This window comes from Mucilaginibacter paludis DSM 18603 (assembly GCF_000166195.2).
In the GTDB taxonomy this organism is placed as follows: domain Bacteria; phylum Bacteroidota; class Bacteroidia; order Sphingobacteriales; family Sphingobacteriaceae; genus Mucilaginibacter; species Mucilaginibacter paludis.
Genome location: NZ_CM001403.1, coordinates 6,211,765 through 6,225,827 on the forward strand (window position 1 = coordinate 6,211,765; position 14,063 = coordinate 6,225,827).

At 43.8% G+C, this 14,063-nt stretch carries 9 protein-coding genes; 7 read left to right on the top strand and 2 right to left on the bottom strand.

Features of this window, described 5'->3' with window-relative positions:
* The first annotated feature begins 19 nt into the window (after positions 1 to 19).
* From MUCPA_RS26045 to MUCPA_RS26075, 7 genes are all read left to right on the top strand, one after another.
* Positions 20 to 1,969: a hypothetical protein gene (locus MUCPA_RS26045; RefSeq protein ID WP_008510471.1), complete on the top strand. Its 1,950-nt coding sequence runs from the start codon at positions 20 to 22 to the stop codon at positions 1,967 to 1,969.
* Entirely contained in the window at positions 1,966 to 2,841 is an 876-nt protein-coding gene (locus MUCPA_RS26050) for a hypothetical protein (protein WP_008510472.1), read from the top strand. Before MUCPA_RS26045 ends, MUCPA_RS26050 begins: the two co-directional genes overlap by 4 nt.
* Before the next feature lie 15 nt (positions 2,842 to 2,856).
* The gene (locus tag MUCPA_RS26055) at positions 2,857 to 4,002 is read left to right on the top strand and encodes a glycoside hydrolase family 88/105 protein (protein WP_008510475.1); all 1,146 of its coding nucleotides are present in this window, start codon (positions 2,857 to 2,859) and stop codon (positions 4,000 to 4,002) included.
* 22 nt (positions 4,003 to 4,024) lie between these two features.
* Complete coding sequence (locus MUCPA_RS26060; protein ID WP_008510477.1) at positions 4,025 to 5,626, top strand: beta-N-acetylhexosaminidase; 1,602 nt, start codon at positions 4,025 to 4,027, stop codon at positions 5,624 to 5,626.
* 36 nt (positions 5,627 to 5,662) lie between these two features.
* Complete coding sequence (locus MUCPA_RS26065) at positions 5,663 to 6,814, top strand: phosphotransferase enzyme family protein (RefSeq protein ID WP_008510479.1); 1,152 nt, start codon at positions 5,663 to 5,665, stop codon at positions 6,812 to 6,814.
* Positions 6,811 to 8,286: a sulfatase family protein gene (locus tag MUCPA_RS26070; protein ID WP_008510481.1), complete on the top strand. Its 1,476-nt coding sequence runs from the start codon at positions 6,811 to 6,813 to the stop codon at positions 8,284 to 8,286. Before MUCPA_RS26065 ends, MUCPA_RS26070 begins: the two co-directional genes overlap by 4 nt.
* A gap of 289 nt (positions 8,287 to 8,575) precedes the next feature.
* A complete protein-coding gene (locus tag MUCPA_RS26075) occupies positions 8,576 to 11,971 on the top strand; it encodes a DEAD/DEAH box helicase (protein WP_233276793.1) in 3,396 nt (1,131 codons plus the stop codon).
* A gap of 86 nt (positions 11,972 to 12,057) precedes the next feature.
* Here the strand turns inward: MUCPA_RS26075 and MUCPA_RS26080 are convergent, their stop codons facing one another.
* On the bottom strand, positions 12,058 to 12,231 hold the full coding sequence (locus MUCPA_RS26080) for a hypothetical protein (RefSeq protein ID WP_008510483.1): 174 nt from the start codon (positions 12,229 to 12,231) through the stop codon (positions 12,058 to 12,060).
* Positions 12,232 to 12,598: 367 nt separating this feature from the next.
* A complete protein-coding gene (locus MUCPA_RS26085) occupies positions 12,599 to 13,759 on the bottom strand; it encodes a mechanosensitive ion channel family protein (protein WP_008510485.1) in 1,161 nt (386 codons plus the stop codon).
* Positions 13,760 to 14,063 lie beyond the last annotated feature (304 nt).

Here is a 14,063-nt window from a genome sequence, read left to right on the forward strand (position 1 = left end):
ATACCACAAACCACAGTTGATGAATAGGAAGTTTATAGCGATAGGCCTGGGTTGCTTGTTTTTAATTAACGCGGTTAAGGCCGTCGCATCAAATCTTGCTGGACCAGACACTGCCGATATTACCCGGCCCGTTGCGCCGCTTGTTCCTTTAGATAGGCAAAGGATAGGCCAGATAGCGGCTATGCTGCCTGCTTTGCCAAAAGGCTTTGGCGAAGGCTATCAGAATCGCAAGGTTTGGGACAGTTTATATCACAACCTGAAGTATCAAAAAACGATAAAAATAGCAGAAGGCTTTTTAAATAAGCCCTTCCCGGCATGGAATGATGAGCAATACCTGCTCTATTTTACCAAAGGCACGCGCCCCGAAGGGGAAAATATGATGGGTAGCAGGTTAGCCTGGCTGGCACCCTTGGTTTGGGCCGAATGCCTGGAAGATAAAGGCCGTTTTGTGCCCGCTATCGAGATGGTTTTAAACGAGCTGATTCATCAAAAATCGTGGTCGTTGCCTGCGCATGATAAAAAGAAACAAAATTTTGAGGGCCGCAATTACACGGTTGATTTGGGTGCCGCCGGGCTTGCCCATAACATTGCGCAGGCTGTATATTTATTAAACGATAAGTTAAATCCGCAACTGCGCGCTGAAGTTTTAAAGCAGATGGATACCCATGTATTCAGCCCGGTTTTACGATCCATCGCAGCGCATAATAACGATCATTACTGGTTAACGGTAACCAACAACTGGAACTCGGTATGTTTGGCAGGTGTTACCGGGGCAGCTTTGGCCATTATTCCGGATAAACAGCAACGTGCCCAATTTGTGGCCATTGCCGAGCGATATTCCAGAAACAGCATAGCCGGTTTTACCGACGATGGTTATTGTACCGAGGGCTTGGGTTATTATGCTTACGGCTTTGGCCATTATATTTTGCTGCGCGAAAATGTTCTGCAAGCTACTAAGGGGGCAATTGATCTGTTTGCAGATGCTAAAATTAAGCGCATTGCTACTTACGCGCCCAATTTGCAAATTATTAATGATGTGTATCCCAATATTGCCGATTGCCATGTAGGTACCAAGGCCCCCGCCGCTATATTATGGTATTGCAGCCGTAACCTGGGTCTGGGTCTTAAAAAGTACGACAATTTAACCCCGGGGGGCAGTACCGTAAACCTGGTTGAGGATATGATGTATGCCTTTCCTAATTCAGCTTCCCGCGCTCAGGTAAGTCCTCAGGCTTCGGCGCTGGCCCCTGGTATCCGCTCTTATTTTAAGGATGCCGGGGTGCTGATAGAACGCCCGGACATAACCGGGAAGGGCGGGATGGGAGCGGCATTAAAAGGCGGCAACAATAACGAAAGCCATAACCATAATGATGTTGGCTCCTATACCATAGTGGTAGGTAATGAATTGCTGATGGGCGATGCCGGTGGCCCCAATTTTTATACGGCTAAATCATTTGGGCCCAACCGGTACCAGTACAAGTTGTTAGCTTCTTATGGGCACCCCGTTCCACTGGTAGCCGGTATACAACAGCAGCCAGGGGCTGCCGCGCAGGCCAAAATACTGAGTGCCAATTTTTCGGATAAGCAGGATGAGTTTGTTATGGATATTTCGTCGGCCTACCCGGTACCGGCTTTAAGCAAGCTTACCCGGGCCTTTACTTACAGTAGGGAAGGGGCAGCCTCATTATCTGTAACCGATGATTTTAGGTTTACAGAAAGCAAACCTTTTGAAATAGCCCTGATAACACGGGCCAGGTGGAAACAAATTGCGCCCGATCAGATCGAGTTTGACGGGCAAAAGGAAAAAATGATAGCCACCATCAAAACTACGGGAGGCACATTTGCAATCAAGTCTGAAACGATAGAAGAAAATGCCCCCGCGTTTACCAGGATCGGTATTGTTTTAAACCCGGCAGTCGCCGGGTCTGTTACCGTGACTTTTAAACCACTTACAAACAAAAAGTTATGAAGCGCTACCTATCCTTGCTAATGCTCATCCCATTGCTGATTGCGGCCTGTAATGGCTATGCGCAAAGCAGAAATTCAACCCGCAGGCCGTTTAAGGTATATGGCTTTATTGTATATGGCGGGTATATCAAAAATGGCGAACGTGTTAATGCCAACTATGAGGATCTGCAAATTTACCTGGCGCATTTGGGCATTGCTAAATACGATCTGATCTACGAAAATAAAATGCTTGACTACCCTGCCGGAAATAAAGAAAACGGTTCAGTCAATTATCATAAAATGGACTCGTTGTCTGCAAGGGCCGCCCGCGAGCCGGATATCCCGGTTTCGCTCGATCTGGAAGGCTGGAAACGTTTCGATACGTTAAAAACTCCGCAGCGGATGCTTGAAGCCATTGGCGCTTTCAAAAAAAACAATAAAGCTTCCTTAGTGGGCTTATACGCTACCGTTCCGCAAAATACCTATGGCTATGATGACAAAATTAGCAGGTACGATAAGGTGAATAAAGCCTATAGTCAGGTTGCCGCAGCGGTAGATTATTTTAGCCCATCGCTTTATAACTATAAAACAACAGATAGCTTGCTCTGGAAAAAATCTGCCGTTTACAGTATCGGGGCCTGTAAAAAGTATAATTATCCGGCAAAAAAAATACTGCCTTACCTTACACCCGAGATCAGCATCAATAAAACTACCAGTTTGCTGACTTACAGCGAGATGATGTTCAGGCTGCAAACCTTGTACGATCTGGGGGCCGATGGCTGCCTGATCTGGACAAGTAGCGGCACCCGCGACAACAAAGGCAATAAAATATACATCGACGAAAACGAAGGCTGGCTTAAAGCCGTGAAAGACTTTATTGCCAGGCATTCATAATCCAAATTAATACCCATGAAAAAACATCTTTCAGTATCATTCCATACAATATTGATCATGCTGCTGCTCGCCAATATCGCAGCATCGGCAAAAAAGCGGTATCATAAACCGGGCGTAAATCCATCAGACAGCATTTACCAATACATGAAAAAAGTTGCCGATTGGCAATGGCGCGACCTGGAAACAAACGGCTGGAAAAACAATCAGAAAGATTGGACCAACGGTGCCATGTATACCGGGATGCTGGCCTGGGCAAATATAGCTCATGATGATAGCTATTATCAAAAACTGGTTAAGGTGGGTGATGATAACCAATGGAAAATTGGCAACCATCGCCACTTTGCCGATGATTATTGCATAGGGCAAATGTATGCTCAACTGTATAAAAAATATAAAAACCCAAGATACATTGCCGATTTTAAAAGCATGGCCGATACGTTGGTGGTGCTCCCACACACCGAGCCCCTGCTCTGGGTTAACAATATCCACCTGCGTGAGTGGGCCTGGTGCGATGCCCTGTTTATGGGGCCACCTGCTTTAGCTTATCTAAGCCAGGCCACCGGCGACGCCAGGTATCTGGATAAAGCCTGTAAGCTGTGGTGGAAATCAAGCGGTTATTTATATAGTAACGATCAGCATTTGTTTTTCAGGGATAGCAGGTATTTTACCCAAAAGGAAAAAAACGGCAAAAACGTTTTCTGGAGCCGCGGAAATGGCTGGGTGATGGGGGGTATGGTTAATCTGCTATCGGTAATGCCGGCCAACCATCCCGACAGGGCTAAGTTTATCAGGCAGTTTAAGCAAATGGCCGCCAGTATTGCCCGGCTGCAACAGCCCGACGGCACCTGGCATGCCAGCCTGCTCGACCCGGACAGCTATCCAACCAAAGAAACCAGCGGCACCGGCTTTTTCTGTTATGCTTTTGCCTGGGGCATCAATCAAAAAATATTATTATATAACGAGTTTTACCCCGTAGTTGCCAAAGCCTGGAGCGCGCTTACATCGGCAGTTCACGCCGATGGTAAATTGGGCTATGTGCAACCCCAAGGGGCCGCTCCCGAAAAGGTAACCGCCGACGATACCGAAGTGTATGGTGTTGGTGCCTTTTTACTGGCCGGAACCGAAATGCTTAAACTAAAAAACAATGCCTTACAACCCTGATGGTTACGGGTTTTAATCAGTTATGAAAAATTTGCTTCTGTACCTATTCCTGCTTTTTAGCTGTTACGCCGGGGCGCAGCAGTGCCCCGTAATTCCCTTGCCTAACCACGTAGAGGCAAGTACGGGGAGCTTTTTACTGAGCAATGGCACCCCCATTGTTTGCAGCCAGCCGGTACTGTCGAAACAAGCCGGTTATCTGCAACAGCAATTACTTAAAGTTGCCGGCTTAACGCTAAGTATCCGGCAATATGCCGATGCGCCAGTCATTAGTGTTAATATCGACCCTAAGCTCAAAACAACTAACCCGGAAGCTTATACGCTTAACATCAATCCAAAGGAAATAAAAATTACGGCGGCTACAGAGCGGGGAATATTTTATGCTACCACAACATTACTGCAATTAGTCAGGCTGGCCGGGGTAAATAATCAGCTGGTTACTATACCTTGTTGGAATATTCAGGATGAGCCGCGTTATACCTGGCGTGGAATTTTGCTGGATGAATCGCGCCACTTTTTTGGTATGGAAACTGTTAAGGAGATTTTGGACTGGATGGCTTTTTATAAGCTGAACAAGTTTCACTGGCACTTAACCGACGAGCCTGGCTGGCGTTTGCAAATCAAAGCTTATCCCTTATTAGCCCTGGTTGGTGGCGTGGGTACGTTATCCGACCGATTTTCACCGGTCCAATATTATACCCAGGAGCACATCAAAGAAATTATAGCTTATGCAGCCGAACGTTTTATTGATGTGATACCCGAAGTGGATATGCCCGGCCATGCCGCGGCTGCAAATCGTGCTTATCCGGTATTTAGCGGCGGCGGCTCGGCTAAATATCCTGATTTTACTTTTAACCCCGGCTTAGATACTACTTACACTTACCTGAGCAGGATATTGAAAGAAACCGATGCACTTTTTCCGTCGCAGATGATCCACCTGGGTGGCGACGAAGTGAGCTTTGGCAACGAGAAATGGAAAACCGATTTGGCTGTTAAACAATTGATGCAAAAGAACGGCTTAGCCGATTTGCCTGCCGTTGAGCATTATTTTACCACCAGAATGGCCGATACCTTGTTTAAACTAAATAACAAGGTTTTATTGTGGGACGAGGCGGCCGACAGCAACCTGCCGAAAGACAAAACCATTATTTTCTGGTGGCGGCATGATAAACCCGCGCAACTCAAAAAAGCGCTGGATAAAGGTTACCCTGTAGTTTTATGCCCCCGCCTGCCGTTTTATTTTGACTTTGTGCAGGATACATCGCAGCTTTTGGGCCGCCGGTGGCAGGGTGATTTTACTACGCTCGATAAGTTGTACAGTTTTACTACAAACTATTTGCCGGTAGCTAAAGAGCAACAAAAACAAATACTGGGGGTGCAAGCCGCATTGTGGACCGAATATATTGCCAGCAAAGCAAAGCTTGAATATATGCTCTTTCCGCGTATAACCGCATTGGCAGAGGTAGGCTGGACGTTTGACGGGCAGAAAGATTTGCCGAAGTTTCGCAAAAGGGTTGAGGGGCAGATCAGGCTGTATCAGCAGGATGCCATCTACCATTATAATCCTTTTCATCCATCTCAAACCCCCGAGCCCTTAACCGCCAGCCAATTATTAATTAAATATTGATAGCCTGCAACAAACTCAGATTAAAAATTAATTATCATGGAAAATAACAGCGATAAAACAAAAAAGGCACACCAAATTGTGTCTAACTTTTTAATAGGCGGAGAAGTAGCGGATATTAAGCCGTTTGGTTCGGGACATATTAACGATACTTACAGGGTTTTCAATAGTGTGCCGAATCAGCCAGATTATTTATTACAGCGCGTGAATCACCATATTTTTAAGGATGTTCCGGGACTGATCAACAATATTGCGGTTGTAACCGGGCATGTCAAATCGCAACTTAAAAATATACCGGGGGCAAACCTGGATAAAGAGGTTTTAACGCTGATACAGGCTAAAAATGGTTTATATTATTACCAGGACGATGAAGGCCAATACTGGCGCTTATACTTGTTTTTAAGGGATACCAAAAGCTATGATGTGGTAGCTACAACTCAGCAGGCTTACGAAGGGGGCAAGGCATTTGGTAATTTTCAAAATATGCTGGCCGATGTAGATGTGAGTCAGTTGACAGAGGTGATCCCCAATTTTCATCATATCCTTTTCAGGCTCGAACAGATGGCCGAAGCGCTGAAGAATAACCCGGCAGACCGGGCCCTGCATGTTAAAATGGAGCTCGATTTTGTTAATGCGCGTGCCTATAATATGAGCGAGATTGACCGCCTGGGTAAAACAGGTAAATTGCCGGTAAGGGTTACCCATAACGATACCAAGTTTAACAACGTTTTATTGGATAGCAATGATTTTGCACAATGCGTAATTGACCTGGATACCGTTATGCCAGGTTATACCGCTTTTGACTTTGGCGACGCCGTGCGAACCATCATCAACTCGGCGCCCGAGGACGAACCCGATCTGGAAAAGATAACCCTTAATATGCCGCTCTTTAAAGCCTTTGCCGAAGGCTTTGTAAGCCAAACCGTGCATTACATGACCGCCAACGAAATCAGATCGCTGGTGAAGGGCGTATTATTGCTCCCTTACATGATCGGCGTTCGCTTTTTAACCGACTATCTGAACGGCGATACTTATTTCAAAATCAAGTTTCCTAAACATAACCTTCAGCGTGCGCGGGCACAGTTTCGGTTGGTTGAAAAGCTGGAAGAGCGTTATGATGAGCTTTATTATATCATCCTGCAGTCGGTTAACGAAAACAAGGCTTTGAACGAGGTTGCAGTAGCTTTATGAAACGCAGAACAACAGCCATTATACTCTTCTTTTTGGCTACGGTATTGGCGGTAGCGTTTACGCATCCCGGCCCCAAGCCCGGTAAAAATGCCCCCGCGGTTCATCCCAATATATTGATCGTTTTGGTTGATCAGTACCGTGGCCAGGCGCTCGGCCTGCAAGGCACAGAGCCGGTTATAACCCCCAATCTGGACGCTCTGGGCAAAAGCGGTTTTGTATCCACGCAAATGGTTGCTAACTACCCGGTTTGCTCGCCCTCGCGGGCCATGCTGATGTCGGGCAAATATCCGCTCAAAAATAAAGTTTATGGCAATGTCAATTCTGATACCGCACCTTTTGGTGTGGAGTTACCTGCCGATATGGTTTGCTGGTCGGATATATTAGAGGCCAATGGCTACTCCAACGGATATATTGGCAAATGGCACCTGGACTCGCCGCAGAAACCTTACATTCCAACCTATAACAACGAGGGCAAAACTGCCTGGAATGAGTGGACCGAACCCGGCCGCAGGCATGGCTTTGACTACTGGTACGCTTATGGCACTTATGATCGTCACCTGCATCCCATGTACTGGGATACCAGGGCCGTAAGGGATAGTTTCCATTACGTAAACGAGTGGGGGCCGCAGCACGAGGCTGATAAGGCCATTGAGTTTATAACTAATCCGGGAAATACTTACCGTGATCAAAGTAAACCCTTTGCCCTGGTGGTATCTATGAATCCGCCGCATTCCGATTATAAAAATGTACCGCAACAGTATGTCAACCTGTATAAAAATGTGCCTCTGGAATCGTTACTTAAAGATCCCGACATTCCGCCGGCTGGTACGCCCATGGGAGAGGAGTATCGCAATAATATCAAGTATTACTATACCTGCATAGCCGGGGTTGATGCGCAGGTGGGCCGCATATTAACCTGCCTTAAACAAAGCGGGCTTGATGATCATACCATCGTGGTGTTTATGGCCGATCATGGCAATTGCCTGGGCAAACACGATGAGATCAGCAAGAACAATATCTACGAAGAATCGTTACGGATCCCCTTCATCATCAAATGGAAGGGGCATATTAAATCCCGGATGGATAATGCCTTGTTAATGAGCATGCCCGATGTTTACCCCACGCTGCTTGAGCTGGCAGGATTAAAAACCAAAATACCTGGCGATATTGATGGCAAAAGCCAGGCCCAGTATTTGCTCAACGGGCAAGGTAACGGGGCAACCGGCCAATTTATCCTTGGCGCAATCAATCCGCCTAACGCTAATTCAGGCTTCAGGGGATGGAGGACACTCAGGTATAAACTGGCTTATGTAAAAAAGAAGGGAACCGTTGAGCCGTATTTGTTCGACCTGAAGAACGATCCCTTCGAGCTCAAAAATATCTATACCGGTAATGATAGCATTATTAATCAAATGCTGCCTTCGCTTAAAAACTGGTTAGGCCAAACTCATGATCCCTTTGAGATCAGGTAGTAATGATCATACATGCAGCATATAACTATATTGAAGCGGAGCGCGGCAGACAGGATGATGTTTGCTGCGTTCATTATAGCTTGGGCTGGTCGATAAGGTTTGAGAGCTTTTTCAAACCTCGTCCTTTTTTATTGTCAGGCCGGTTTGTTAACTTGACGCTACCTGGCGCTGGTTATCAGTGTTAAAGATATCGCATTTCAGCGATGCCGCTGCTTTTACGGTGGAACACTTGTAGCTCCGCTATATTGTTCGGATATTTAACACAATCAATAACAAGGAAGTCATTCGGGTGGATAAGTTAATTAGTGTGCAGGGGAGAGGAGCCAAGGGTAATACCCTAATTTGGCCCGATATGTCGATCTCTAAGCTCACCGAACAGCGTGTAGCACAGAATATTTCCCCGGGTCTTTATTTTGATCAATACTCCTACCGGTTTATAGTACCCCAATATATCGCTTTAAACGAGGCAACCTTTATTAACCAATACCAGTCGGCAGATTCTCCTTTGGTTAGTATCAGCCAGGGCAACAGTGAGTTGCTGGTTTCATGCACCTGTAAAGCCCAATCCGCTAAATTATGTGAGCACCAGGCTGAAGCATTAACTGCAATTATAAAAAGGGAAGAGTTCCGCATTTTTTTTGATGATACGCTGAGAGAAGAAAAGCTGAAAAAATTTGCAGTTGATTATGGAATGGAGCATGAGTCTGGTCTTGATCAGTATTTTAAGTTAAGCTATTACAATAAAAAAACCACAATCAGTACCATCTCTTCGGCGCTTACGCCCATCACCAAAGAAAGTTTAAATCAAATTAAAGCTACTGTTCTTCCGGATGTGGAGCCTATAAGTACTGGCGCCGATATGGATAGCCAGACTTATTGTATTGTGCTCAGGCAGCATAAATTTTATAATTACCTTATTATTGAGCTGTACCGGGCAACAGCAACTAAAGATGGGCGCATTAAAAATCCGTTAACTATAGTACCGCCACTGGATCAAATCTGGGATACCGAGGATCCGCAGGAAGTGAAATTTTTTACCGGAATCCATAAATTTCAAAGTCACTCCAATCAGCAACGGAACGAGTCGGATTTGCTGGCCTTAAGGTCGTTAGTGAAAAATCCTCTCGGTTATAATTTTTACTATCACAATAGTGACGTATCGGAGAATGTTGTGGCCGCTTCTATTGTACCGGTAAAGGTAGCTATGCTTCCGCGCGATCTCAGTTTGACTATCAATACTAAAGATCAGTTTGTTGAACTGGCCGGAAACCTGCAAATTGAGGGCGACAATTACGAGGCAAAAGATCTGAGCGTTAAGTTTACCTATTTTGTATTAGCGGGGGGCACACTTTACCTGGCAGATAATCTGCAAATATTAGGTGTGTTAGATATTTTAAAAAATAAGCCTGATAACCTGCTCATCCATCAATCCAAATATCCTGAATTTAAAACACAGGTTTTAGCCAAATTAGAGGATAGGGTAGATATTAATTATGCCAACATCAAACCGGCTACGCCTGCGCAATTAGAGCAACAAGGTTTTAATGAGCAGGTAGAAAGGATAATTTATCTTTCGGATTTCGGTGCCCATGTGATGATTATCCCGGTGATAAGGTATGGGGAGGCCGAAGTGCCCATCCGTACCAAGAGGCAGATTCACGGAATGGATACAAAAGGGGAAGAGTTTAAGGTTAGCCGCGACAACGCAGCTGAAGATGCTTTCATTGCTCTATTGATCAAACAGCATCCCTACTTTGATGAGCAGTTGGATAACGATCTTCAATATTTTTATCTTCACAAAAAACGCTTCCTGGAAGAAGACTGGTTTTTGAACACATTTGAGGAGTGGCGGCAGCAGGGCATTACCATATTGGGCTTTAACGAGATTGAGGGAAATAAACTCAACCCAAACAAAGTTAAAATTACCATTAAGGTGTTAAGTGGCATCAATTGGTTTAACACGCTGGTGAATGTAAGTTTCGGCAACAAAAAAGCTCCCCTGAAGCTGGTGCAAAAAGCGATACAAAATAAAAGCAAATATGTACAGCTGGATGATGGCACCTTGGGGATTTTACCTGAAAATTGGATAGAAAAATTTACCGGTTATTTTAATTCGGGCGAGATAGCTGATGCGGATACCATTCGTACATCAAAAACTAATTTTCAGGCTATTGAGCAATATTACGAACAAGAATTGCTGGATAATGAAGTAACAAACGAGTTAAAACTTTATAAGCAAAAGCTAAGCAGCTTTGAAAATATTAAAGAGGTAGCAGTACCAGCGGAACTAAACGGTACCTTACGCAGCTACCAAGTACAAGGTTTAAACTGGCTCAACTTTCTGGATGATTTTAATTTTGGCGGTTGCCTTGCCGATGATATGGGCCTGGGGAAAACCCTCCAGATCATTGCTTTTATACTTTTGCAAAGGGCTAAGGTATCGCATAATGTAAACTTATTGGTGGTGCCTACATCGTTAATTTTTAACTGGCAGGCCGAGGTTGCTAAATTTGCACCTTCCATCAAGATACATACCATTTACGGATCTGACCGGATTAAACATACTTCGGATTTTGGAAAGTATGAGCTGATATTAACTTCATACGGCACATTGCTGGCGGATATCAACTTCCTGAAGGAGTATTCATTCAATTACATTTTCCTGGATGAGTCGCAGCAAATTAAAAATCCGGAGTCGCAACGCTATAAGGCGGTTAGGGTATTAAAATCTCGTAACAAAATCGTCATTACCGGTACGCCTATCGAGAACAATACTTTCGATTTGTACGGACAGCTATCCTTTGCCTGTCCGGGCTTGCTGGGTAGTAAACAGTATTTTAAAGAGATATACTCATCGCCCATAGATCAGTTTAAAAACAGCAAACGCGCCCGCGAACTGCAAAACAAAATTAAACCCTTTATTTTAAGGCGAACAAAGCAGGAGGTGGCTACCGAACTGCCCGACAAAACCGAAATGGTGCTTTACTGCGAAATGCAATCGCAACAGCGTGCGATATACGATGCCTATGAAAAGGAGTTTAGAGAATACATTTGTGCCACAAGCAATAAAGAGTTGGCTAAAAGCCCGATAAATGTGCTAAGGGGATTAACCAAGCTCCGGCAGATCTGCGACTCGCCCATGTTGCTTTCCGGCGAAAAGCTTCCGGGTGATGAGTCGGCAAAAATAGCCACCCTGATGGAAGAGATTACCGGGAAAATGGCGAATCACAAGATCCTTGTTTTCTCGCAATTTGTCTCGATGCTCGATCTGATTAAAAAGGAACTTCATCAACGCAACATCAGCTTTGCTTATCTTACAGGTAGTACGCGCAACAGGCAAAAGGTTGTTGAAGATTTTCAGAATAATTCGGCAACACGGGTTTTTCTGATCAGTTTAAAAGCAGGTGGAACAGGCCTCAATTTAACCGAGGCAGACTATGTGTACCTGGTTGATCCCTGGTGGAACCCGGCGGTAGAAAATCAGGCTATTGACAGGTCGCACAGAATAGGTCAAAACAAAAATATTGTAGCGGTGAGGCTTATCTGTCCGGGTACGGTTGAAGAAAAGATGATGAAGGTACAATCCTCAAAACGCGAACTGGTAAATGATCTGATCACTACCGACTCATCCTTTATAAACTCGTTATCAAAGGAGCAATTGCTTGATTTGTTGGGTACATTTTAACAAAGCAATAGGTTTAATGAAAAAGTCCGGTCAATTTTCATCAACCGGACTTTAATGTATAAACAGTTATGTTTAACTATTTATAACTATGCATTTTTCTTTTCGGTAACTTCCTTACGGATGTCAGTTGCGGCAACTTTTAATTCCTGCATAGCATTTCTTAAACGTGTGCCTGCAGCCTTATTACCTTTTTCATAAAAAGCGGTTGCTTCTTTTTCTGCAGAGGCGATTAGTTCCTGCAATGCTTTGAATTTTTCCATAATAGCTTAATTAAAAATTGAATAAATTGTTTTAGATATTTTTATTAAAGGACGCTAAAATACATGTTTAAGCCAATATATGTACATTTTGTGCCAAATAAAGCTGTTTTTATTTGGTTAGACATGCCTTTCTTAAAAATGAGCATAAGTTGCAGGTAATGTTGTGTGCAATTATCCACCTGATTTTTAAGCTGATTCGGTATGATCTCAACGCAATGCCGCGTAATTTGGTCAGCATCGGTTTCGATGTGAAAATTTAGTTTAAAGCAGTTACGTACGCATTAATAGCTTGTTTTCCGGGTAACCCAACCCATAATTATAAAGCGTTATTGACATGCTAATTGATAGAGATGATCTGTACTTCTAATTAAATCTCTTTTTCGGCACCTGGTGCTGTCTGCTCAATAAAATTCGGTTTTGCATTGAAGTGCTCAGCCAGCAAATGACGGTTTTGGGGCAAGCTTTCCGGGTGCTTATCCCTCATGAATTTAATCAGGTTTTCGCGCACATAACAACGGAGATCGAATGCCTGCGACGAGTTTTTTGCACTCATCAGTGCCCGTATCTCCATCGTTGATTCTTTGACATCCGTAACCTGTAATACGTTAACACGTTTATCCCACAGGTTTGATTCGTTGAGCAATCGGGTAAGTTCGCTTCTAAGCTCTTCTACCGGGAAAGTATAATCTACATAAAAAAATGCGGTTCCTAATATTTCTGATGTACTTCGCGTCCAGTTCTGGAAAGGCTTTTCGATGAAGTAATTAATGGGCAATATCAACCTGCGCTGGTCCCAAATATTTAAAACAACGTAAGTTAAAGTGATTTCTTCAACCCGCCCCCATTCGCCCTCAACCACCAATACATCGTCAATCCTGATGGGTTGTGTAAAGGCTATCTGGAAACCGGCAAGTAAGTTACCTAAGGATTTTTGAGCGGCAAAGCCGATAATTATTCCGCTGATACCTACCCCGGTGAGCAAGCCCGCACCTATCTTGCGCACGCTATCAAAACTTAACAAGATAATTGAAAGGGCGATCAGGATGATCAGCGCAATTGCTATCTTCCTGATAAATTGTAATTGGGTTCTTATTTTACGCTCCCTCAAGTTATCGTCTTTTTTCAGATCGTAATGGTTATAAACAAAATCCTCTAAAATTTTAATGGAACTAATGAGCAGGTTTGCAAATGATATCACGAGCAGCATTCCAATTATCCTTGTTATTGGTATAAGATATTGGTCGCTCATGTTCATCATTGGCGCCGTAATGGTTAATATAAACAGCGGTACAAAGTGATTTAAAGGTTTACCTAAATGGGTTAATATCGATTTAAATAAGGAATAGTCGGATACATTTTTATAATGCCGCAGTAGCGTTGTGATGATAAGCTTTAGAATAAAGCCCATAATAAGGGCTCCAAAAACCACAATTAAGTTCCATACCCAGTAAGGGAAACGGTTAGACAATTCCGTTAATTGATCCTGCATCTGATATCCGATGTATTTATTTTTTTCTAAAAGCTTCATTACCTGGTGGGATTTTTATTAGCTAACAATATAGTGTAGCGATGAGGCTATCACCCCCCTTTTTATTTAATACAGTATGTAATCATGATTGTATTTAGAACTACACATAAACAAACCTGTTGGCTATTATACGCATATAACAGTATAAGCTAAGCATGGTTTACATTATTATACGATTAAGAATTAGGTTTTTATAAAAAATGTTGTCTGCAGCGAAATATGGGCATCCGATTTGTGTTGGCAAAGCCAAACGTTATAGATCAAATAAAAATGAGAACAAGGTTAAACCAAATTAATGCTCAGA

Excerpts from the sequence above, each read along its gene's own strand:
- MUCPA_RS26045 (WP_008510471.1), top strand. The coding sequence starts at position 20 with ATGAATAGGAAGTTTATAGCGATAGGCCTGGGTTGCTTGTTTTTAATT.
- MUCPA_RS26050 (WP_008510472.1), top strand. The coding sequence starts at position 1,966 with ATGAAGCGCTACCTATCCTTGCTAATGCTCATCCCATTGCTGATTGCG.
- MUCPA_RS26055 (WP_008510475.1), top strand. The coding sequence starts at position 2,857 with ATGAAAAAACATCTTTCAGTATCATTCCATACAATATTGATCATGCTG.
- MUCPA_RS26060 (WP_008510477.1), top strand. The coding sequence starts at position 4,025 with ATGAAAAATTTGCTTCTGTACCTATTCCTGCTTTTTAGCTGTTACGCC.
- MUCPA_RS26065 (WP_008510479.1), top strand. The coding sequence starts at position 5,663 with ATGGAAAATAACAGCGATAAAACAAAAAAGGCACACCAAATTGTGTCT.
- MUCPA_RS26070 (WP_008510481.1), top strand. The coding sequence starts at position 6,811 with ATGAAACGCAGAACAACAGCCATTATACTCTTCTTTTTGGCTACGGTA.
- MUCPA_RS26080 (WP_008510483.1), bottom strand. The coding sequence starts at position 12,231 with ATGGAAAAATTCAAAGCATTGCAGGAACTAATCGCCTCTGCAGAAAAA.
- MUCPA_RS26085 (WP_008510485.1), bottom strand. The coding sequence starts at position 13,759 with ATGAAGCTTTTAGAAAAAAATAAATACATCGGATATCAGATGCAGGAT.